The following is a 21,528-nucleotide window of genomic DNA, read 5'->3' as shown; positions in this document are numbered from 1 at the left end:
GTAAGAAATGTTGTCCGTATCATTGCCGGCTGGAACATTGATCCAGATTCGCGCAGATCCGCCGGATGTTAAAATGTTCGTCTCCTTTTTCGCATCACCGCAGTCAACTGTAACGGTGCTTACTTTGATCCCGCCTTTTCCTGCGATGAGCGGAGCGGCTGCAATTAGTATTAAAAGCAAACCAGTCATGATAATTCGTGCTTTCATAGGATTCCTCCGAAAATGATTTCTCTTTACACGTTAATTGCAGAAGACTGTGAAACAGATGGTGCTTCCCGGAGTTTTTTGACACGACGCCCGCGACGTCCTATGATATAGTTCCTCAAAATTGACGCTGGCGTAGCTCAGTTGGCAGAGCAGGGGTTTTGTAAACCTCAGGTCGGGGGTTCAAGTCCCTCCGCCAGCTTCTCGCATCTGGTCGCAGAGCATTTGCGCGCCGCTCCTGAAACCGAAACCTCCATAAGTTGAATTACGATCAAAATCTGTGCTGTTTGGAGGGCAAATGCTCTGCCACTACAGGTTTGCCGTGGTTCGTCTTATCATCAACTCATGAAATGGCGGAAGAACAACTTTGAGATTGACACGAATCGAAAGCGGTTCGACCTCGATTTGATCCACAACTTTTTGAGCACGCAGTCTTACTGGGCAACCGGACGGTCGCGGGCAACCATCGAGCGCTCGATTCGAAACTCAGTAGCGTTCGGGATCTATGAAGGCAAAAAGCAGGTGGGTTTCGCGCGGGTCATTACGGACTATGCGACTTTCGCGTGGATTGCGGATGTTTTCGTCATCGAAGAATTCCGTGGTCAGGGTCTTGCCAAGTGGTTGATGGAAGTTATGATGGCTCATCCCAAATTGCAAGGATTTCGCCGCTGGGTTCTTGCCACTAAAGACGCTCATGAGCTTTACAGGCGCTTCGGCTTTGAAGAGTTGAAAAAGCCTGAGCGCTGGATGGAACATCGTGATCCCAAAACTGAAGAGCAACCGGACTACTGGCAGGATTCGAAGTCGATTGTCACGTAGTTTCCGACGCCACAGATAAACTCCTTCTACAAGAAAAATATCCTCTCACTTATGTTTTGAAAACGCTACTGCGCGTATCTTCAGAGCAGTGGACAATTTGAAGATGAGAAAGGCGCCGATCCTGATTTTGTTACTATTCTGTTCGTTCGTATCTTCTGCACAAAAACTGAATCCCAGACTGGAATTACAGATCTGGCTGGACCGCAAAGGATTTTCACCGGGCGAAATCGATGGCGCGATCGGCAAGAATACTCAAAAAGCTCTGGCTGTATTTCAAGAGACACAAGGGATTCCAATTTCACTAAACGCCAATGAAGAAACATTGCACGCCCTGCGTGAGGATGGCGTAGAGCCGATTGTTATTTATAAGATTACCGAAGCAGATGTAAAGGGTCCGTTTGTTGAAAAGATCCCGGAGGATTTCATGGAGCAAGCGAAATTAAAAAACCTTTCTTATACTTCAAGTATGGAAGCTTTGTCTGAAAAGTTTCATGCCGGTCCCGCAATATTGATGAAATTAAATCCGAATTCCGATTTCTCCGCCGGTTCGGAAATCAGAGTTCCGAACGTGCTCGCGCAAGAAAAACAGCCCGAGCAGGAAATGGTTGAGCAAGTCGCGGGGAAAAAACAACCAGCGGAAAAGAGTTCTAATACAGTAGTACTATCGAAAGAATATCAGCAATTGATTGTGAAAGACGGCGATGGGAAAACAATATTTTTTGCGCCTATTACGGCCGGCAGCGATCAATATCCCTATCCGGTCGGAGCATGGAAGGTGAATGGCGTGTCAAGGAATCCATGCTTTGAATACAGTCCTGAGCTTTTTCAGGATGCCCCGGCGACGCACACAAAGGCCAAACTCCCCCCTGGCCCGAACAATCCTGTAGGAACGGTTTGGATTGATATCAGTGCGCCGCATTATGGATTGCACGGTACACCTGAGCCGGGGAAGATTGGTTATTCTGAATCTCACGGTTGTATCAGGCTCACAAACTGGGACGCTGAAAAACTTGCGTCACTGGTGTGGCACGGTACACCTGTCATTTTTGAATGATTAGTACACAATCCAGATTCCATACGATTCTGGGGGGCGCGGCGGGGTATTTTGCATTTACTTTCGCCGTGCTTCTGTTCGGCTTTCATCTTCAGGAGAATTATCATTTTGTGCCTTACCGGGCGTGGCTTGATTCAATGGAAGCGAATTCCGTTTCAAAACAAACGCCTTTGAAAACTGCTCAAACTGCACAACCACAGAAGGCACTATCGGCCAGAAGTCCGATAAAACCCACCGACCTGCTTCCGCGGCCGGAAGAGTATGCAAATGACATCAAAGTTCTAAAGCAAAGACAATTGCTGTTTCCGTTGCAGGCAATGCCCCGCAAGACCATGAAAAACACATTCAGGGACTCGCGCGGCGGTGGACGTTTGCATGAAGGAGTCGACATCCTTGCGCCGCGAAATACGCCGGTAATCGCAATTGAAGATGGAAAAATCGCCCGATTGTGGACCAGCAAATTCGGTGGAATCACGGTGTATCAATTTGATCCCACAAACTCGTACGTCTACTATTACGCGCATCTCGAAAAATATGCCCCGAATCTCAAAGAGGGCGCGAGTGTAAAAAAGGGTCAGGTCATCGGTTACGTTGGCACTTCCGGCAATGCTCCACCGAACACTCCCCATCTTCATTTCGCAATTTATCGCGCCACTGAGGCGGGTCGTTGGTGGCAGGGAAAACCAATCGATCCTTATCCAATCTATCCGTAAAAGCTGTGGTCGCACAGACCACAGACCTGAACCACGGCCGATGACACAAGAATGATGGCAGAGGCTATGTCCGGCGCAAACGATGTCGCGTAGACTTTGGATTTGAAGAGGGTGTATTCATGAATAACGGGAATGGCGGGCCGGTCATTATCGCAAGAGGCCTCAGCAAAAAATTCGACGAAGCATACGCGGTCCGCGATGTTTCGCTGGAAATTCATCCCGGCCAGATTTTTGGTTTCATCGGACCGAGCGGTTGCGGGAAGACTTCCACGGTGCGTTTGCTAACCGGATACTACTTGCCAAGCGAGGGTGAGGCCCATGTTCTCGGGCAATCATCCGTCAAGCTCAACGACAAAGAGCGACGTCGAATCGGCTATATGCCGCAGCTCTTTGCTCTGTATCCCGATTTAACGGTCTGGGAAAATCTGAACTTCTCCGCCTCGCTTTACGGAATGGGTCTTTTGCGTGGCCGGCGACTCAAAAAGATTCTGGACTTTGTGGATTTAAAGGATGACAGGCGAAAGCTCACATCGAAAATTTCCGGAGGAATGCAGAGACGTTTGAGTCTTGCAGCGGCGATGGTGCATCAACCGGACATTCTATTCCTGGATGAACCTACCGCCGGGATCGATCCGGTTTTGCGAAGAAAATTCTGGGATTACTTTCAAGAGCTCCGCAATCAAGGCCGCACATTGTTCGTTACAACTCAATATGTTTCGGAAGCCGCGTATTGCGACAGAATAGGAGTCATGGTTGAAGGCTCACTTCTGTGCGTCGACACACCGGAAGGACTTCGCAAAAGGGCCTATGGCGGAGAGATGGTAGACATCACAACAGAAGAGAATCAACCGCTGGATCTGAATTATGTACATCAATTGACCGAATTGCCTTTTCTAAAAGGACGTCCAAAACTCATGGATGAAAATAAGGTGAGGGTCCTGGTGAATGAGGCGAGCACCGCGATCCCAGCCCTCATCGAATTTACGAACTCGAAAAGCATCGCGGTGAAATCGATCGAACCCTATGCGCCTCCCTTTGATGATGTGTTCGTGCACCTTGTTAAAAAAGAGGAGGAGCCCTCATGATCGCGCCTCTCATACGAATCGGCGCCTTTGCGCGAAAGGAAATGATTGAGATTTTCCGGCAGCCGCGCCTGCTCCTTACTTTGATTCTTGGTCCTTTTTTGATTCTCTTGCTTTTCGGAATCGGGTACAGGAATGAAGGAAGAAATTTGCGCGCGCTCATTGTTGTTAGCAGGCAGAATCCTGTTCATCAAACGGTTCGAGAATATGCTCAGAATCTGGGATCTCAGCTGCAGGTAGTCGGGATATCGGAGAATCTCGCTGAAGCGAGATCCAAACTCCGGCATCGTGAAGTTGATCTGCTTGTACTTGTTCCGGATCAAAGTTTTCAAGCTCTGCGCAGCAGCCAGCAAATGGTGATTACGGTGCTGCATAACGAAGTGGATCCATACCAGGCCGACTATGTTGAATTCACGGGGCAACTCTACACAGACAAACTAAACCGTTGGATTCTCGGCACCGCTCTGGAGAAAAAGAAGACACAGGCGGTCGCCGTTCAGACGGATCTTGCTGAAGCAATTCAGTCAGTGCAAGCGCTGAGGAATGCGCTGGACAAGCGGGAGATCACAACAGCGCAGGAAAATCAGAAGAAACTGAATGAAACTCTTGCGCGGATAGAAGGCAGGATGGAAGGAGAGATTGCAAAAGAGGGAGCGCTCGAGCCATCAGAGCTAGAGGAAATTCGAAGCAGGCGTCAGGCGCTCCATGCCAATATCGATTCCTTGACGAAGTTAAATCCGGAACAGACCGACTATTCAAAGGAAGCCAGAGTCGCCACTGAAATTGAAAAGGATCTTACTTACGTGCAAGCGAGTTTGTCCGATTTCATGAAAATAGATCCACGGGTTCTCGTTTCACCCTTTACAAGTAAAGCTGTGACGATTGCCAAATCAAAACCTGAATTACCTCAATTTTTTATCCCATCTGTAATTGTTCTTTTGTTGCAGCATCTCGCTGTTACGTTTGCAGGATTGTCCGTTGTGCGGGAGTTTCGTTCGGGCGCAGCTGAACTGTTTCAAGTCTCGCCTTTGCGGCCGCTTGAAATGATTCTCGGCAAGTATCTGGGTTATTTCGTAATTGCAGCGCTGGTTGCTTCTGCTTTGACAGCGGCACTTTTGTTTGGTTTGAGGATGCCGATGCTGGGGGATCTGCGCTACCTCGCAGCGATTCTTGCGGCTCTCGTATTTGCCTCCATGGGAATTGGCTTTCTTTTTTCGCTGCTCGCCAGGACAGAAACACAAGCAATTCAATACACGATGATTTTTCTGCTTGTGAGCATTTTCTTCTCCGGTTTTTTGTTAAATCTGGAACTGTTGTGGGAACCGATTCGTTTGATATCGTGGATTCTGCCGGCCACGTACGGAATTCGCCTTGCTCAGGATAATCTTTTGAGGGGCGAGGTCCCGGATCTTTTTCTCTTTGCTCTTCTCACAACGATGGGGGCTTACTTCTTCGTGGTTGTTTACCGCATTTTGCGCAAGCGAATTGTCAGCACTTAAAGAGCAACGGTTCATTTACCGCGCGATAATGAACATCGCAGGTGGAAGCATTCAGGTAGGTGATTCCATCTTCTTCATGCTTCCCATAACCCTCATGAATATGACCGAAGACGACTAGCTTCGGACGGATTTCCCGGATCCTTTGCAGGAGTGCTGTGGATCCCACTGCATCTCCTCGAACGGTGCGATCGAGGATTCCTTTGGGTGGGCCATGCGAAAGGAGGATATCTGTATCTGGAGGAATCAGCTGGAATTTTTGCCTGAGTTCCTCTTCGGTGCGAAGATTGAATGCCCAATCATAAAACCAGGGCTGCCAGGGTGTTCCCCAGAAACTGAGCCCTTCCCATACATAACCCGAATCCTCCAAATAGGTTGGCGCAGTTAATAAACTTCGTGCCTCCGCCGGATTCCGCTCAAACAAAAAATCGTGATTGCCGGCGATGCAAATGATCTTTCGAACCGTCCCTTTCTCGAGGAGGGAGTGACACCAATCGTTGAATTTTATCAGCGCATGGGGTTTTCCCATTCCAGTGATATCCCCTCCGTGCAGGAGGAGATCACAGGGTGGAATTTCGAGCTCCTGATGGCGCTCATGGGTATCTGAAATACAGCAAATCAGCATCGATTTGATCCTATCGCAGAAATCCTTATAATATAGATAGCATTTGGCAAGGGAAGATGAAGTTTGCCTATTGCCAAGTGTCACCTTTTTGAATATACTCTTGACAGCTGGAAGGGGAAGTTTGTCCTCTTTGGCCGTTTTTTATTTTAGGGGTGAAAAACTAAAATTGGGCAGTTGCCCGAGTGGACAAAGGGAGCAGACTGTAAATCTGCCGCCGGACGGCTACGGAGGTTCGAATCCTTCACTGCCCACTCTAACAATAGATTAGAACTAATCCAATAGTAGTAAGCTTTCAGCTCCTATCACCAGTTTCTGGCGAGTGGCACTGAGCGCTTAGCGCTGGCGGAATTCTTGGGAGGCGGGAATAGCTCAGTCGGCTAGAGCATCAGCCTTCCAAGCTGAGGGTCGCGGGTTCGAATCCCGTTTCCCGCTCCACAAGAGTTCCAACGCTTCACCGCAGAGAACGTAGAGCGCGCAGAGAGAAACGAGAAATCTCTTTCTTTTCTTTGTGTCTTCTGCGATCTCTGCGGTGAAATAAGTAACGGATTGCCGAAACATCTGCGAGCTTCATCCGCTCCATACGAGGGCCATCCACGAACGATTTCAGATTGCAGATTTTAGATTGCAGATTGAAGCCTGCGGCGCTAACTCCGCCAAAGACGGTTCCATCTGATATCTGAAATCTTACATCTGAAATCATTTTGCCCATGTAGCTCAGTGGTAGAGCACTTCCTTGGTAAGGAAGGGGTCACCGGTTCAATCCCGGTCGTGGGCTTCCTGACTAGTAACTAGTGGCTAGTGACTAGTCACTAGAGGTTGGCAATGCAAGAAATCATTCAAATGCAGTGTGGCGAATGCAAACGCCGCAATTACAGTACTACAAAAAACAAGAAAAACACGCCGGATAAACTGGAACGGAAAAAATATTGTCCGTGGTGCCGGCATCATACAGTTCATAAAGAAGTGAAGTAAGGAGGATAGGCCAGTAGCTCGAACGGCTAGAGCGCCGGTCTCCAAAACCGGATGTTGGGGGTTCGAATCCCTCCTGGCCTGCCATATCACCGGATATGCAAACGACAGGAAGACTGCTTATGGTGAATAAATTGGAGCAAGGTCTCGCCAGTATCAAGGATAAATGGACAAACATCAAAACGTTTTTTATCGAAGTGAATGCCGAAGTTCGCAAAGTGACATGGCCGACTTTCAAAGAAGTTCGGGATACAACGATCGTGGTGATCATTGCCATATTCCTGTTCGGTATTTTCCTTTATCTGGTGGACCTGGCGTTACACAAAGGGTTGGAACATCTTTTTAAAGTTCTTGCTTAGGAAGTGACTTTTTATGGCTAAGAAATGGTATGTCATTCACACGTACTCAGGATACGAAAACAAAGTTGTGGACGCGCTGAGAAAGCGAGTGGAAGTGTTTGGCCTGGATGATCAAGTGGGTCAGGTGCTGATTCCTACACAGAAAGTGCTGGAAATGAAGAGTGGAAGAAAGGTGGAGACGGAAAAGAAATTTTATCCCGGCTACATCCTTGTGGAAATGGAAATGTCGGATGATGTCTGGCATGTGATTGTAAACACCCCGAAAGTCTCCGGATTTGTTGGTTCCGGTAAAACGCCCACTCCTCTTTCTGAAGGGGAAGTGGAACAAATTGTTCATCAGATCACCACGGCCGCGGAGAAGCCGGTACCGAAGTTCCTGTTCGATAAGGGAGAAACGATCAAGATCATCGATGGGCCGTTCAGCAATTTTACGGGTCAGGTGGAAGAGATTAATCCGGTCAAAAACACGTTGAAAGTGATGGTCACCATTTTCGGGCGTGCCACACCGGTGGAACTCGACTTCCTTCAGGTGGAAAAAATTACATAAAGAAATTTAAGCCGATCTTGGCGCCTTGGCGCCTTGGCGGTTAATAAAAGGTGATTTATGGCAAAAAAGATTACAGGGCAAATCAAGTTGCAAATACCGGGAGGAAAGGCTACTCCTGCTCCGCCTGTAGGACCGGCTCTCGGCCAGCACGGTCTGAACATCATGGAGTTTTGTAAAACCTTCAATGAGCGCACCAAAGCGATGGAAGGCTCGATCATTCCCGTGATTATCACTGTTTACGCAGACCGCACTTATACATTCATTACCAAGACACCTCCTGCTTCGGAAATGCTGAAAAAGGCAGCCGGAATCATCAAAGGTTCCGGTGAACCGAACAAGAACAAGGTGGGCAAGGTAACGGAAAAACAAATTGAAGAAATTGCCAAAACGAAATTACCAGACCTCAATGCCAACTCGCTGGAAGCTGCGGTTCAGATTATTCGTGGGACCGCGCGCAGCATGGGGTTGGACATCGTTTCCTAAAGGAGGGAGTTGATGGCAGGCAAAAAATTCTTAAAAGCGAAGGAACAGGTTGAAGACCGCGATTACTCTGTTCCCGAAGCGATCGAGCTTTTGCAAAAAGTAAAATTTGCGAAGTTTGATGAAACTCTTGAAGCGCACATGCGTTTAGGAGTTGATCCGAAACATGCGGATCAAATGGTTCGCGGCACAGTTGTTTTGCCTCACGGCACCGGGAAATCCAAGAAGGTGCTTGTGATTGCGAGCGGTGAAAAAGTTCATGAAGCCGAACAAGCAGGCGCCGATTTTGTGGGTGGTGAAGAGATGGTGGATAAGATCACCGGCGGCTGGATGGATTTTGAATCCGTGATTGCAACACCGGACATGATGAAGAGCGTCGCTAAACTCGGAAAAGTTCTCGGTCCACGGGGTCTGATGCCGAACCCGAAATCAGGCACAGTGACCTTTGATGTCGCGAGAGCTATTCAGGAAGTAAAAGCGGGTAAAGTCGAATTCCGCATCGACAAGACGTCTAACGTGCACGTTCAGCTCGGCAAGATGTCTTTCAGTAAGGACAAACTGGTGGAAAACACCCGCACACTTCTCGACGCTATTTTAAAAGCCAAACCGGCCGCGGCAAAAGGAAAATATATTCAGAAATTGTACTTGACCGCTACGATGAGTCCGAGCGTTCGAATCGATACAACGACGCTTGATTCGAAATCGGCATCCTAGGAGGTTTCATGAATCGCCAAGAGAAGAATCAAGAAGTAGAAAGGTTAAAACAGGATTTTGAAAAGATCAAAAACGCCTTCCTGGTAGATTTTCGTGGAATGAAAGTTGTGGATGCTACGGATCTCCGGCGTCAAATTCGCAAATCGCAGGGTCATTTTAAAGTTGTAAAGAATACTCTTGCTGCGCTGGCGGCAAAAGATCTGCCTCTCAATGTGCTGGAAAAGTACTTTGAAGGTCCCACAGGCATCGCTTTTACGGATCAGGACGCCGCAGGTTTGGCAAAGGTCTTGAATACCATTTCCAGGGACAATCCGAATCTGGTGATTAAGGCGGGATACATGGAAGGTTCCTTTATCGAAGGAAAACGGATCAGTGAAATTGCGAACATGCCTTCCCGCGCCCAACTCCAGGCTCAAGTGGTCGGATTGCTGGCGTCCCCTTTGCGAAGGTTAGTGTGGGTTTTAAACGGAACTATTCAAAAATTTATGGTTGTGCTGTCTGAAATACAGAAGACCAGACCAGAATCCTCAGGAGGAGAAATGAACACGGAAGAGATCATCAAATCGATTGAAGACATGAGCGTTCTTCAATTGTCTCAGTTGATTAAACAACTGGAAGAAAAATTCGGAGTGTCCGCTGCCATGGCCGCTCCTGTTGCTGCTTCAGCAGCTCCGGGCGCCGCTGCGGAAGCCGAGAAAAAAGAGGAAAAGACTCAGTTTGATGTTGTGCTGAAAGCTTTTCCTGCCGATAAGAAAATCAACATCATTAAAATTGTCCGCGAAGTAACGAATCTTGGTTTGAAAGAAGCCAAGGATCTGGTAGAAGGTGTGCCGAAACCGTTGAAAGAAGCGGTAACCAAAGAAGAAGCCGACACCATTAAGAAGAAGTTTGCTGAATCTGGTGCTGAAGTAGAAGTGAAGTAAGCGGTTTGTAAAGCGCGCCATCTTGGCGGCAAATGGTTCGAAAGGGCCGGCTGGAAGCCGGCGATACAAAATGAGGAAAGTGAAAACATTATGAAGGAAACTACAACACCCAGTTCTCGCGAACGAATTAGTTTTTCCAAGATTCCCGAGGCGTTTCAGATTCCGAATCTGATTGAGATTCAGAAGAAATCCTACGACGAATTTCTTCAAATGAATCTGATGCCGAGTGAACGGAAAGACACCGGTTTGCAGGCTGTTTTCAACAGCGTGTTTCCGATAACTGATTACCGCGATATTTGCACTTTGCAATTTGTCGATTATTCGATCGGCAACTGGCAATGCAAATGCGGAAAGATGAAAGGAGTGCAGAATCTCCGCGTTAACTGCGCAAAGTGCAATTACAGGATCATCATTGATCCCCGCGACGGGAGTGACGTGCCCTGTCCTCAATGCGCTTTTGTGAACGAGGATGCGCTGCCCCTTTGCGATTCTTGCGGTACCTATGTGGAGCTGAATCTCAAATACAGCGTAACCGAATGTAAGGAACGCGGTATGACTTATGCCGCGCCTTTGAAGGTAACTCTGCGACTCGCTGTGTATGACAAAGATCCTGAAACCGGCACAAAAACGATTCGCGATGTAAAGGAACAAGAGGCGTATTTCGGGGAGATTCCCTTAATGACCGATACGGGAACGTTCGTCATTAACGGCACAGAGCGCGTGATTGTAAGCCAGCTGCACCGTTCAGCCGGCGTATTTTTCCATGAAAGTGGAAAGAATGCCTTCACGGCCCAGATCATTCCTTACTACGGCTCATGGGTGGAGTTTGAGCTGGACGCAAAAGACCTGCTTTATGTCCGCATTGACCGCAAGCGGAAATTTTTGGGCACAGTGTTCCTTCGCGCATTGATTGGATTTCACAAACATCAAATACTGAAAAAATCGCCGGAAAGAGCCGAAAGGGAAGGAAAGAAAGCTGAGAAGCTGGAAAATGTTCCGGTAACAAACGGCGACATCATTCCTTTGTTCTATCCGACCGAAACAGTGATGAGAGAGAACGATCAGCTGTGGCTTTCTGTTTCGGAGCGTTTGGTCGGCTTGAAAGTCTCGCGCGATCTCGTGGATCCGAAATCGAGAGAAGTTCTGGTAGCCGCCGGCAAGAAAATCAGCAAGAACCAACACCACGAACTGGAAAACCGCAAGATCGAATACATCGCGGTTACTCTCGAAGAACTGGAAGGTGGGTTTTTTGCTGCGGACCTGATCAATGAAGAGACCGGTGAAGTGCTTGCCCAGGCGAATCAGGAATTCACAAAGAGTGTCGGTGAGCAGATTCTGCTTCACAACATCAAGTCTTTTGAAATCTTCTTTCCTGAACGAACGGAAATTGGATCCACGCTAAGCAATACCTTGAAAAAGGACCCGATTGCAACCGCCGATGACGCTTACAAAGAAATCTATCGGAGGCTGCGTCCCGGCGATCCGCCAACCACAGAGACATCGAGAACTTTCTTTGAAGACATGTTCTTTAACCGGAAGAAGTACGATTTTTCGCGGGTTGGCCGTTTGAAGTTGAATACGCGTTTGAATCTGACCACGGATCTCGATGAAAAACTGCTCAGCAAGGATGATTACACGGCGGTGATCAGTTACGTCCTGCGTTTGAAAAAGAATATCGGGACAATCGATGACATCGATCATCTTGGAAACCGGCGCGTTCGCTCGGTTGGTGAGTTGCTGCAAAACCAGTTTCGTCTTGGTCTCCTCCGGATGGAGCGCGCAATTAAAGAGCGCATGAGCGTGTATCAGGAAATTGCTACGGCGATGCCGAACGACGTCATTAACGCCAAGCCGGTCGTTGCAGCAATCCGTGAATTTTTCGGCAGCAGCCAGCTGTCGCAGTTTATGGATCAAACGAATCCGATTTCAGAAATCACGCACAAAAGGCGTTTGAGCGCGCTGGGACCCGGCGGATTGAGCCGTGAGCGAGCGGGATTTGAAGTGCGCGACGTTCATCCGACTCATTACGGGCGCATTTGTCCGATTGAGACGCCGGAAGGACCGAACATCGGCCTGATCTCCTCCTTGAGCTGTTTTGCGCGTATCAATGATTTCGGATTTATCGAATCTCCTTATCGCAAGGTGAAGGATGGGCGGATCGTGGATTACTGCCGCATCATTCACGAAGGGGATTCCGACTACGACAGGAATGCGATAGTCGAATTGAACGAAGTGAAAAAAGCGAATGCCGCATTGAGGCGTGAAGGAAAGAGCCCAGTCAATTTCGAACCTTACGTGTTCTATTTAACGGCGTGGGAAGAGGACAAGTACATCATTGCTCAGGCGAATGCGGAAGTGGATGAGCATGGACGCCTTGTGCAGGAACGTATGAACGCCCGCGCTGCCGGTGATTTCATTCTCGCTCATCGCGAGCAGATCGACTTCATCGATGTTTCACCAAAGCAACTCGTGAGCGTGGCTGCGTCCTTGATTCCCTTTCTGGAGCACGATGACGCAAACCGCGCGTTGATGGGATCGAACATGCAGCGTCAGGCGGTTCCGCTGATCCGGCCGAATTCTCCTCTGGTTGGCACTGGAATGGAAGGGATTGCCGCGAAAGATTCAGGCTCGGTCATCCGATGCAAGCGGGAAGGAATCGTGGATTCGCTGGATGCGAACCGCATCATTGTGCGAGTGGATACTGATACAAAAGGAGATCGCTTCATGGGCGACTCGGGCGCAGATATCTACGAACTCACAAAGTTCAAACGCTCCAATCAGAACACCTGCATCAATCAGAAACCGATTGCGTTGCGCGGCCAGCGCGTGCACAAAGGGGACATCCTTGCGGATGGACCTTGCACGGATCAGGGCGAATTGGCGCTTGGCCAGAACGTCCTTGTTGCATTTATGCCCTGGCGCGGATACAACTTTGAGGATGCAATCGTCATCAGCGAACGGCTCGTAAAAACGGATGCATTCACTTCGATCCACATCGAAGAATTTGAGACTGCCGCGCGAGATACTAAACTCGGGCCGGAGGACATCACACGCGACATTCCAAACCCTGATGAAGATGCGCTTGCTCAGCTGGATGAATCAGGAATCATCCGGATCGGCGCCTACGTAAAACCGGGCGATATTCTGGTCGGCAAAATCACTCCGAAAGGAGAAAGTGTCCTGTCACCGGAAGAGAAATTACTTCGCGCGATCTTCGGCGAAAAAGCCGGCGATTTCAAAGATGCTTCGCTGGTCTGTCCGCCTGGAATCGAAGGAATCGTGGTGGATGTGAAAATCTTCACGCGAAGAGGACAGGAAAAAGATGAAAAGACGAAAGCCATTGAAGCGGAAGAAATGGCCCGTCTTAAAAAGAATCTCGATGATGAAATCCGCATCCTGAGTGATTCCGTGAAGGTTCACATTGTAGGAATTCTGGATGGATACATTGCCGCTGAAGACCTGATTGATTCGGACGGCACGAGGCTTTTGGAGAAGAACAATAGAATTACCTTCGATGATATTCGGGAAATTCCGATTGAGAAGCTAAAAAAGCTGAAAGTACGGCCTCGCAAAGAATCAGTGCTGGAGAAACTGGAAGATCTGTTCATGAAGTATGACCGGCGCGTGGAAGTATTGAAGCAGACGTATCAGGAGAAGTTCAGCCGGTTTGAAAAAGGAGATGATCTGCCGCCAGGAGTAATCAAGCTCGTCAAGGTTTACATTGCCATGAAACGCAAGCTCTCGGTTGGAGACAAGATGGCAGGACGGCATGGAAACAAGGGTGTCATCGCTGTTATTCTTCCGGAAGAAGATATGCCTTTCTTGCCGGATGGCACGCCGGTGGAAATCGTTTTGAATCCGCTGGGAGTTCCCTCCCGTATGAATGTGGGACAAATTCTGGAGACGCACCTTGGATGGGCGGGAAGAGCGCTGGGAATGCGGTTCTCGACTCCTGTCTTTGACGGAGCTTCGGAACAGGAGATTAAGGACCTGCTCAGAAAATCAGGTTTGCCGTTGATCGGTAAGACCGTGCTCCATGATGGAATTTCCGGTGAGCCTTTCGAGCAGCAGATTACCGTTGGTTACATATACATGTTGAAGTTGGCGCATCTGGTAGATGACAAGATCCACGCTCGTTCGATTGGTCCTTACTCGCTGATTACACAGCAACCGCTGGGCGGAAAAGCGCAATTTGGTGGACAGCGTTTTGGAGAAATGGAGGTGTGGGCGCTTGAAGCTTATGGCGCATCCCATACGCTGCAGGAATTGCTAACTGCCAAATCGGATGATGTTTACGGCCGCAGCAAGATCTACGAAACCGTGGTTCGCGGAGAGCCATTCTATGAACCCGGATTGCCGGAATCCTTTAACGTCCTTGTCAAGGAGCTGCAGTCCCTGGCACTCGATGTTGAAATGCGCGTCGAACAAAAATTCGATGAGGTAGATGAGGATGATGAAGAGTAAACGCGGAGACGCGAAGACGCCAGACGCGAAGACGATTTGCGCGCCTAGGAGGAAAGTAAATTGAATATAGTAGAACGACAAAAACAAAGACCATTAAATATTAACGACTTTACCAGTATTCGCATTTCGCTTGCTTCTCCGGAAAAGATCCGGTCCTGGTCACATGGCGAAGTGAAGAAGCCGGAAACGATAAACTACCGCACTTTCAAACCGGAAAAGGATGGCCTGTTTTGCGCAAAAATTTTCGGTCCGGTCAACGATTGGGAATGTTTGTGCGGAAAGTATAAGAAGATGAAGCACAAGGGAGTGATCTGCGAAAAATGCGGAGTCGAAGTCACTCTCGCAAAAGTGCGTCGCGAACGGTTGGGCCACATTGAGCTGGTCAGCCCGGTTTCGCATGTCTGGTTTTTCAAGGGTTTGCCCAGCCGCATTGGTCAGTTGTTGAATCTCTCCTTAAAAGATCTGGAGAGGATTCTTTATTTTGAGTCTTATGTTGTTGTCGATCCTGGAAAATCGAAAGAGGTCAAAGAAAAGGAGCTGATCTCTGTTGAAGAATATTATCAGCTTCGAGCCGAACACTCCGACATCGTGGCCATGATGGGCGCGGAAGCAATCAAAGAGCTTCTGAAACGAGTGGATGTCGAAAGGCTGGGCCGTGAGCTTCGCAAGAAGATGAAGGAAGAGAATTCCATCCAGAAGAAAATGAAGTTTGCGAAGCAGTTAAGGGTTGTGGAAGCATTCCGCAAATCCGGTAACAAGCCGGAATGGATGATCCTGGATGTGATTCCTGTGTTGCCTCCGGATCTGCGCCCTCTGGTTCCGCTGGATGGTGGACGATTCGCGACATCAGATCTGAATGATCTTTACCGCCGCGTGATCAACCGGAACAACCGTTTGAAAAAGCTTCTGGAATTGAAAGCACCCGATGTCATCATCCGAAATGAAAAACGGATGCTTCAGGAAGCAGTCGACGCGCTGTTTGACAATGGACGGCGTGGCAAAATTTTGCGTGGCACGAACAATCGTCCGCTCAAATCATTGAGCGATGCGTTGAAAGGGAAACAGGGCCGTTTCCGCCAGAATCTCCTTGGAAAACGAGTGGATTACTCGGGCCGTTCGGTTATCGTTGTCGGACCAGAGCTGAAACTGCATCAGTGCGGTTTGCCGAAAAAAATGGCGATCGAGCTTTTCAAGCCTTTCATCTTCCAAAAACTGGAAGAGACCGGCGCATCCGACACGATCAAGCGATCGAAAGAAATGGTCGAACAGGAAGAGCCGATCGTTTGGGAAGTTCTTGAAGATGTGATCAAAGATCATCCGGTTCTTCTGAACCGCGCTCCGACGCTTCACCGGTTGGGAATTCAGGCGTTTCAGCCAGTGCTTGTTGATGGCAAAGCGATCAAGATTCATCCGCTCGTTTGTGCGGCCTTCAATGCAGATTTTGATGGCGATCAGATGGCTGTTCATGTTCCTTTATCCGTTGCGTCGCAAATCGAAGCCGGCGTGCTGATGATTGCAACCAATAACTTGCTTTCACCGGCGCATGGATCGCCACTGGCGGTTCCGAGCCAGGATATGGTTCTCGGGATTTACTATTTGACCAACGAGAAGGAATTTGATGAAACGCTGCACCGCAAGAAATACAAAGCGTTTGGTACCGAGGAAGAGGTCATCCTTGCCTATGACAACGGACTCGTAAGAACGCATGAAACAATAGATCTGCGAATTACGAATCGCCGTTACATCAATTTGCTGAACAATGATCAGGATGTTCTGCATGCGGACATCTTGGAAGCGGATGCCAAAGGCGTACGCCTTCGTACCACTGTAGGTCGCGTAATTTTCAATAACCACCTTCCCTCACATGTTCCATTCGTTAATGGAAACTTGAAAAAGAAGGGGCTAGCGCAGTTGGTGCATTACTGTTTCTTGAATGAAGGCAACCAGGCCACTGTTGAAATGCTGGATGCATTGAAAGAGCTCGGATTCCTGTACGCGACAAAAGCCGGAATTTCGATCGGCATCGAAGATCTCGAAATCCCTACCACAAAGAATACGCTGGTTGCGAATGCTCACAGAGAAGTGGGTGCAGTGGAACAACAGTACCTGGAAGGCGCAATCACAAAAGGTGAAAAGTATAACAAGGTAGTGGACATCTGGACCAACGTAACAGAAAAGATCGCGATCGAAATGTTCACGGGAATGAAAAGAGGCAAGGGAACCGAATTCAATTCGATTTACTTGATGGCTGATTCAGGCGCCCGCGGAAGCTCTCTGCAGATTCGCCAGCTTGCCGGAATGCGTGGTTTGATGGCCAAACCTTCGGGGGAAATCATTGAAACGCCGATCACGACAAATTTCCGCGAAGGATTGAGCGTACTGCAGTACTTCATCTCCACGCATGGCGCGCGAAAAGGTTTGGCGGATACGGCTTTGAAAACTGCCGATTCCGGTTACCTAACTAGGCGTTTGGTGGATGTTGCACAAGACGTGATCATCAATGAACAGGATTGCGGAACCCATAAAGGCATTTACGTAGGCGCGATTGTGGAAGGTGGAGAAATCATCGAACCGCTTCGCGACCGTATTGTCGGCCGCGTGGCGCAGGAAAATGTGCGCGATCCGTTTACCGGTGAAATGTATTGCTCGGTTAGTCAGGAAATTGATGAGGAAGTATCGAGCAATATTCAAAACGCGGGTATCGAACGCGTGAAGATCCGTTCCGTGTTGACCTGTGAATCGCGCCGTGGTGTTTGCATTAAATGCTACGGACGCAATCTTGCAACCGGTCATCTTGCTGAGCTTGGTGAAGCGGTAGGAATTCTAGCCGCGCAGTCGATCGGTGAGCCGGGCACCCAGCTGACGATGAGAACATTCCACATCGGTGGAACGGCCAGCAGAATCGTTGAACAGTCCGTTCTTGAATCAAGAATGAACGGTATTATCCGGTTCCGTCATTTGCAGACCGTGAAGAATAAGGAAGGGGTCCTGGTCGTTATGAACCGGAACGGTTCGATCGTTATTCAGGATGAGGAAGGGCGAGATCGCGAAAAGTATTCGATCGTTTACGGCGCGAAGCTGAAAGTTTCGGATGGGCAAACGGTTTCCAAAGGACAGGTATTTGCAGAATGGGATCCATATTCGAACGTCATTCTGTCCGATGAAGTCGGCACCGTAGAGTACAAAGACATCGCATTTGGCGTCACCCTGCATGAAGAAGTGGATGAAGTTTCGGGACATCGTCAAAATGTGATTGTCGAATCCCCGGATGAAAAGATGCAGCCCACAATCGTTGTGCGCAACGAGGAAGGCAAGATCAGTCAAAAGTACCCGATGCCTTCGCGCGCGCATTTGGTGGCGAAGGATAAAGATCAAGTGCATCCCGGCGATATTCTTGCGAAGATCCCGCGTGAAACGACCAAGACAAAGGATATTACCGGAGGTTTGCCGCGCGTTATCGAACTTTTTGAAGCGCGACGTCCAAAGGAACCCGCGGTGATCACCGAAATCGATGGCACTGTGAAATACGGTGGTATTGTCAAAGGTCAGCGCAAGATCCTTGTATCGAGCGAGCAGGAACAGCGTGAATACTCGTTGCCGCGTGGCGCCAACATGAACGTGCGCGAAAATGAACGAGTTCGTGCTGGGCAGGCTTTAATGGACGGCGCAATCAACCCGCACGATATTCTGTCGGTCATGGGTGAAGAGGAACTGCAGAAATACCTGGTAAACGAAATCCAGCAAGTCTACAGATTGCAGAACGTCACCATCAATGACAAACACATCGAAGTGATCTCGCGCCAGATGATGCGCTGGGTCCGCGTGGAAGATGTCGGCGATACAGAGTTCCTTTACGATGAGATCGTTGACAGGTTCCTGTTCCAGGAAGAGAACGAGCGAGTGAGGTCCGAAGGTGGACATCCCGCGAAAGGAAAACCAGTGCTGCTGGGAATTACAAAAGCTTCTCTGAGCACGGAGAGCTTCATTTCTGCGGCTTCCTTTCAGGAAACGACTCGCGTTCTTACCGAAGCCAGCATCCAGGGTAGCGAAGATTTCCTGCGCGGCTTGAAAGAGAATGTGATTATGGGACGTTTGATTCCTGCAGGAACCGGCATGCCGGTCTACAGGTCGATTCGTATTCCGGACGATCCGACAATTCCCGAATTCGGCCTACCCTCCTCCGAAGAACATGAGCCTGAAGGAGCCATCGTGACTTCGGTGAAAGAGCAGCTTGGCTGGACTGACGAAGAATAAGCGTAATCTAAAGGGTCATCGCGACCCTTTTGACTAATTAGAGAACGTGAATTTTTTCGAGAGCTTGCCGTTAAGGTTTCGGACCTGTAGCTTGTCGCCTGGTTTAACCCCTTTGCCAGACTTCTTGCCGATCAATGTAGTCGTCGGATTCTGAACATCGATTGAAGTCTTGAGCTCTTTTCCGTTGAGCAGAATCACCGCGGCGGGCTCGAAATTCTTGCCGGTGACAAAAAGTTTCTTGCCTGAGGTTGAAGCGCTGGTAATTTTTGGGAGGCGGATTGGCGCGTCGAACAATTCGCCGTTGTGGAGACCGTCAGAAACGTTCCCGCCTCCTGCGATCAACACCTTGCCGTTTTGAAGCATCGTCGCTGTGTGCCAAGCACCGGCTGCTTGCAGGTTTACGCCAGGTCTCCAGGCTCCGTCTGGATGATTCAGCTCGACTTGTTGTGATATGTGGCGCTCGGGAAGTCGTATCCACCCAGGACAAGAACTTTACCTTTCGATAGCAGTAACTCATCTCATTGCAACTCCATGTGGACGCGCAGGAGCATCAAAGACAGTGTTAAAATCCAGTTTGAATTTTGGATCCAGGGTCAGATTTTTTGGACTCACAATGGCTACGTGGATCTTGTGATCTCCTTCAGCGTGCACCTTTCCTGCATCGTCTTCGTTTAAGAAGTAATCTGTAATTACCAGTCGTTTCTCATCCGTGCTCAACGCAACGTAATGCGGTCCGGAATCTTTTCCTAAGTCCAGTACCTTTAACAGTGCCGGCTTTTCGGGATTCGACGTATCCAGCATTGCCACCTTTCCTGCCATATTCATTGATAGGAACAAGCGCTTCCCATCATTTGTTATCCGCATCAGTTGCGGCCAGCCGCCTTTTGCAATGCTGCCAAAGTCAAAGACTGATCTGGCCTCTCCTTTGATGGTATCCAGCAAATAAAGTTGATCATCGGTCATCCCCGCCGTGTAGCCTCTTTGTTTCGGATCACCGGGGATCAGCTTGACATCGATTGTTCCAGAGGGGTTCGGCAGCGCAATCGTTCTCACAATGGATCTTTTCTTAAAATCCCACACTCGAACGCTTCCTCTCAATTGAAGGTCGCCAGGAACTGCATGTAGGGTGCTGGAGGGGCAAATGAAATCGCTAGTCACCATTAAATTGACTTCAGGACGTACGGAAATACCGTGTGGATTGAAGCCGGTATCCGGCGGATTGACAGGGTGTTCAGCGACAACTTCTAAACTTTTGTCAAACTCAACAACTCTGCCAGGATGATGACCCTTGGCTCCCCCCATCATGGTCACGAGAAAACCTCCACCAGGCAAAGAGTAAAATTCGTCAGTGATGGCGGACTGCGGCGGGTCTGCGGCTGAAACGTATTTCGGCGCATCAGGCCGCGATACATCGAAAAAGAAGATTTCCTTCTGACCCTTCAAAACACTTAAGAGCCCACCACAGGCAAGAATTTTTCCATCAGAAGATAGTCCGACATGATGAGGCTCGTTTCCGATTGCGCCTGGGTTAGGAACCGGAACCGTTGTGATCACTTTTCCATACTCCGGCGAAGAAGGATCAAAATCAACGACGGCAAGAAAATCTGGTTTCTTGTGACCCTGATCACTCGCCCAAACATACATGTATTTTTCTGTGCTTCCCGTCTTCGCAATAGCCACTGCAATAACCAGGAGACTTATAAACATCAATAAAGTTTTCCAATGAATCCTCATGTTATCCTCCTGCTAATATCTTTTCGAACCTTTCTTCATTGATTGCCGTTCTCTTTTATCCAGTTTAAAGAGCCGTTGGACATGCCAGTAGTAACGAAGGGTATGAATTCTTAGCTAACTTTCGATAGCAGCGAGAATAGCGAAGGCCTTTTGTATTAGATTAATCCAGTTGAATGATACCGCGCTTCAGAGCAGTCGTTGCGGCCTGCGTACGGTCATTGACACACAGTTTTGTAAGAATCGTATTGACGTAACCTTTGACTGTGCCTTCGGTGGTATGAAGTGCAGCGGCAATTTCTTTATTGCTCAAACCTTTAACAATCAGTTTTAGCACATCCATTTCCCTGGGTGTCAATTCGGTCATCGGAATCCTTTCGGCCAGAGTTGCTGCAACATCTTGAGGAATGCGCCACTGTCCAGAATGGACCGCCCGAATTGTGTCCAGCAGTACGTTTGTAGCAACGGTCTTTAGAAGGTAAGAGCGCGCACCGGCTTGTAAAGCCCGATGAATTAGTTCATCTCCACTGTATGATGTAAGGACAATAATCCGTGCGTTTGGAAATTGCTTTCGAATTTCTGCGGTTACATCGATTCCATCAAGTCCCGGCATCCTCAGATCCAACAAAGCGACATCTGGTCTTTGTTCACGGAATCGCTGAATTGTCTCCTGACTATTGCTTGCCTCGGCTACTACGGTCATATCGGTCTCAGCGTTTATCACCGCTAAAAGTCCTTCTCGCACTATCGGATGGTCATCGGCGACCAAAATACGTATCGGCTTTTCCGTTTTCACGAATACTCTTCCTTCGTTTTTGCTACGAATGGTCAGGAAAAAATGCAGTTGTTCAAGGTTGCCTCGCCTCGTCGGACTGTGAACGGCAAGTATTTTGGTGTACAGTCAGCTTCAGCAGAAATAGGCTTTGTCGTTCGGAAAAATTGAAATTCTGAAGAAAGTATACAATAATTCGCGGTCGTACGAAAAAACAAACCAGTAGTACGCATCCGACTTGGAGTACGACAATATTAGATCGAGTCTCGCATAGTAAGGGAAACCGTAATCGTCGTTCCTTTGCCCGGTTTACTGTCGATTG

18 protein-coding genes, 5 tRNA genes and 1 pseudogene are annotated in these 21,528 nt (G+C 48.7%); 19 read left to right on the top strand and 5 right to left on the bottom strand.

Annotated features, from left to right (window positions below; all coding sequences use genetic code 11):
• The coding region (locus L0156_01910; protein MCI0601744.1) for a hypothetical protein at nt 1–207 on the bottom strand (207 nt) is incomplete at its 3' end.
• A 126-nt stretch (nt 208–333) separates the two neighbouring features.
• Here L0156_01910 and L0156_01905 point away from each other — a divergent pair.
• From L0156_01905 to L0156_01880, 6 genes are all read left to right on the top strand, one after another.
• Nucleotides 334–406: transfer RNA gene (locus L0156_01905), tRNA-Thr, on the top strand.
• A gap of 143 nt (nt 407–549) precedes the next feature.
• Entirely contained in the window at nt 550–1,023 is a 474-nt protein-coding gene (locus tag L0156_01900) for a GNAT family N-acetyltransferase (protein ID MCI0601743.1), read from the top strand.
• A 103-nt stretch (nt 1,024–1,126) separates the two neighbouring features.
• Nucleotides 1,127–2,077 carry a L,D-transpeptidase gene (locus L0156_01895; protein ID MCI0601742.1) on the top strand — a complete coding sequence of 317 codons (951 nt, stop codon included), beginning with the start codon at nt 1,127–1,129 and terminating at the stop codon, nt 2,075–2,077.
• Nucleotides 2,074–2,790, top strand: coding sequence for a M23 family metallopeptidase (locus L0156_01890; protein ID MCI0601741.1), 717 nt, complete (start codon nt 2,074–2,076; stop codon nt 2,788–2,790). Before L0156_01895 ends, L0156_01890 begins: the two co-directional genes overlap by 4 nt.
• Nucleotides 2,791–2,909: 119 nt before the next feature.
• Nucleotides 2,910–3,875, top strand: coding sequence for an ABC transporter ATP-binding protein (locus tag L0156_01885; GenBank protein ID MCI0601740.1), 966 nt, complete (start codon nt 2,910–2,912; stop codon nt 3,873–3,875).
• The gene (locus L0156_01880) at nt 3,872–5,371 is read left to right on the top strand and encodes an ABC transporter permease (protein MCI0601739.1); all 1,500 of its coding nucleotides are present in this window, start codon (nt 3,872–3,874) and stop codon (nt 5,369–5,371) included. The genes L0156_01885 and L0156_01880 overlap by 4 nt, the downstream gene beginning before the upstream one ends.
• Here the strand turns inward: L0156_01880 and L0156_01875 are convergent.
• Nucleotides 5,361–5,993, bottom strand: coding sequence for a metallophosphatase domain-containing protein (locus L0156_01875; GenBank protein ID MCI0601738.1), 633 nt, complete (start codon nt 5,991–5,993; stop codon nt 5,361–5,363). The genes L0156_01880 and L0156_01875 overlap by 11 nt on opposite strands.
• Nucleotides 5,994–6,161: 168 nt before the next feature.
• On the opposite strand from L0156_01875, the gene L0156_01870 reads away from it, so the two are divergent.
• From L0156_01870 to rpoC, 13 genes and pseudogenes are all read left to right on the top strand, one after another.
• Nucleotides 6,162–6,244, top strand: a tRNA-Tyr gene (locus L0156_01870).
• A 107-nt stretch (nt 6,245–6,351) separates the two neighbouring features.
• A tRNA-Gly gene (locus L0156_01865) sits at nt 6,352–6,428 on the top strand.
• A 268-nt stretch (nt 6,429–6,696) separates the two neighbouring features.
• Nucleotides 6,697–6,768 (top strand) — tRNA-Thr (locus tag L0156_01860).
• A 47-nt stretch (nt 6,769–6,815) separates the two neighbouring features.
• Nucleotides 6,816–6,965 carry a 50S ribosomal protein L33 gene (gene rpmG / locus L0156_01855; GenBank protein ID MCI0601737.1) on the top strand — a complete coding sequence of 50 codons (150 nt, stop codon included), beginning with the start codon at nt 6,816–6,818 and terminating at the stop codon, nt 6,963–6,965.
• A 7-nt stretch (nt 6,966–6,972) separates the two neighbouring features.
• A tRNA-Trp gene (locus L0156_01850) sits at nt 6,973–7,049 on the top strand.
• A gap of 35 nt (nt 7,050–7,084) precedes the next feature.
• Nucleotides 7,085–7,321: a preprotein translocase subunit SecE gene (gene secE / locus L0156_01845; protein ID MCI0601736.1), complete on the top strand. Its 237-nt coding sequence runs from the start codon at nt 7,085–7,087 to the stop codon at nt 7,319–7,321.
• Nucleotides 7,322–7,334: 13 nt separating this feature from the next.
• Nucleotides 7,335–7,868: a transcription termination/antitermination protein NusG gene (nusG, locus tag L0156_01840; GenBank protein ID MCI0601735.1), complete on the top strand. Its 534-nt coding sequence runs from the start codon at nt 7,335–7,337 to the stop codon at nt 7,866–7,868.
• Nucleotides 7,869–7,925: 57 nt separating this feature from the next.
• Entirely contained in the window at nt 7,926–8,351 is a 426-nt protein-coding gene (gene rplK / locus L0156_01835) for a 50S ribosomal protein L11 (protein MCI0601734.1), read from the top strand.
• Between the two features lie 12 nt (nt 8,352–8,363).
• The gene (gene rplA / locus L0156_01830) at nt 8,364–9,062 is read left to right on the top strand and encodes a 50S ribosomal protein L1 (protein MCI0601733.1); all 699 of its coding nucleotides are present in this window, start codon (nt 8,364–8,366) and stop codon (nt 9,060–9,062) included.
• Between the two features lie 8 nt (nt 9,063–9,070).
• Nucleotides 9,071–9,514: pseudogene (gene rplJ, locus L0156_01825) on the top strand (50S ribosomal protein L10).
• An 87-nt stretch (nt 9,515–9,601) separates the two neighbouring features.
• The gene (gene rplL / locus L0156_01820) at nt 9,602–9,985 is read left to right on the top strand and encodes a 50S ribosomal protein L7/L12 (GenBank protein MCI0601732.1); all 384 of its coding nucleotides are present in this window, start codon (nt 9,602–9,604) and stop codon (nt 9,983–9,985) included.
• 90 nt (nt 9,986–10,075) lie between these two features.
• Nucleotides 10,076–14,449, top strand: a complete 4,374-nt coding sequence (gene rpoB, locus L0156_01815; protein MCI0601731.1) for a DNA-directed RNA polymerase subunit beta — start codon at nt 10,076–10,078, stop codon at nt 14,447–14,449.
• A 60-nt stretch (nt 14,450–14,509) separates the two neighbouring features.
• Entirely contained in the window at nt 14,510–18,703 is a 4,194-nt protein-coding gene (gene rpoC / locus L0156_01810) for a DNA-directed RNA polymerase subunit beta' (GenBank protein MCI0601730.1), read from the top strand.
• Nucleotides 18,704–18,736: 33 nt separating this feature from the next.
• On the opposite strand, the gene L0156_01805 is transcribed toward rpoC, so the two are convergent.
• From L0156_01805 to L0156_01795, 3 genes are all read right to left on the bottom strand, one after another.
• Nucleotides 18,737–19,066, bottom strand: coding sequence for a hypothetical protein (locus L0156_01805; GenBank protein MCI0601729.1), 330 nt, complete (start codon nt 19,064–19,066; stop codon nt 18,737–18,739).
• Between the two features lie 150 nt (nt 19,067–19,216).
• Nucleotides 19,217–20,437, bottom strand: a complete 1,221-nt coding sequence (locus L0156_01800; protein MCI0601728.1) for a selenium-binding family protein — start codon at nt 20,435–20,437, stop codon at nt 19,217–19,219.
• A 160-nt stretch (nt 20,438–20,597) separates the two neighbouring features.
• Nucleotides 20,598–21,230 (bottom strand): response regulator transcription factor, encoded by a 633-nt coding sequence (locus L0156_01795; protein MCI0601727.1) that lies wholly within the window; start codon nt 21,228–21,230, stop codon nt 20,598–20,600.
• Nucleotides 21,231–21,528: the final 298 nt, after the last annotated feature.

Source organism: bacterium, from assembly GCA_022616075.1.
In the GTDB taxonomy this organism is placed as follows: domain Bacteria; phylum Acidobacteriota; class HRBIN11; order JAKEFK01; family JAKEFK01; genus JAKEFK01.
Note: the sequence above shows the minus strand (reverse complement) of the source record. Positions and strands in the feature narration are given on the sequence as shown.

Bases quoted from the DNA above. Each gene is read 5' to 3' on its own strand.
- L0156_01900 (MCI0601743.1), top strand. From the start codon at position 550: ATGAAATGGCGGAAGAACAACTTTGAGATTGACACGAATCGAAAGCGG.
- L0156_01895 (MCI0601742.1), top strand. From the start codon at position 1,127: ATGAGAAAGGCGCCGATCCTGATTTTGTTACTATTCTGTTCGTTCGTA.
- L0156_01890 (MCI0601741.1), top strand. From the start codon at position 2,074: ATGATTAGTACACAATCCAGATTCCATACGATTCTGGGGGGCGCGGCG.
- L0156_01885 (MCI0601740.1), top strand. From the start codon at position 2,910: ATGAATAACGGGAATGGCGGGCCGGTCATTATCGCAAGAGGCCTCAGC.
- L0156_01880 (MCI0601739.1), top strand. From the start codon at position 3,872: ATGATCGCGCCTCTCATACGAATCGGCGCCTTTGCGCGAAAGGAAATG.
- L0156_01875 (MCI0601738.1), bottom strand. From the start codon at position 5,993: ATGCTGATTTGCTGTATTTCAGATACCCATGAGCGCCATCAGGAGCTC.
- rpmG (MCI0601737.1), top strand. From the start codon at position 6,816: ATGCAAGAAATCATTCAAATGCAGTGTGGCGAATGCAAACGCCGCAAT.
- secE (MCI0601736.1), top strand. From the start codon at position 7,085: ATGGTGAATAAATTGGAGCAAGGTCTCGCCAGTATCAAGGATAAATGG.
- nusG (MCI0601735.1), top strand. From the start codon at position 7,335: ATGGCTAAGAAATGGTATGTCATTCACACGTACTCAGGATACGAAAAC.
- rplK (MCI0601734.1), top strand. From the start codon at position 7,926: ATGGCAAAAAAGATTACAGGGCAAATCAAGTTGCAAATACCGGGAGGA.
- rplA (MCI0601733.1), top strand. From the start codon at position 8,364: ATGGCAGGCAAAAAATTCTTAAAAGCGAAGGAACAGGTTGAAGACCGC.
- rplL (MCI0601732.1), top strand. From the start codon at position 9,602: ATGAACACGGAAGAGATCATCAAATCGATTGAAGACATGAGCGTTCTT.
- rpoB (MCI0601731.1), top strand. From the start codon at position 10,076: ATGAAGGAAACTACAACACCCAGTTCTCGCGAACGAATTAGTTTTTCC.
- L0156_01805 (MCI0601729.1), bottom strand. From the start codon at position 19,066: ATGCTTCAAAACGGCAAGGTGTTGATCGCAGGAGGCGGGAACGTTTCT.
- L0156_01800 (MCI0601728.1), bottom strand. From the start codon at position 20,437: ATGAGGATTCATTGGAAAACTTTATTGATGTTTATAAGTCTCCTGGTT.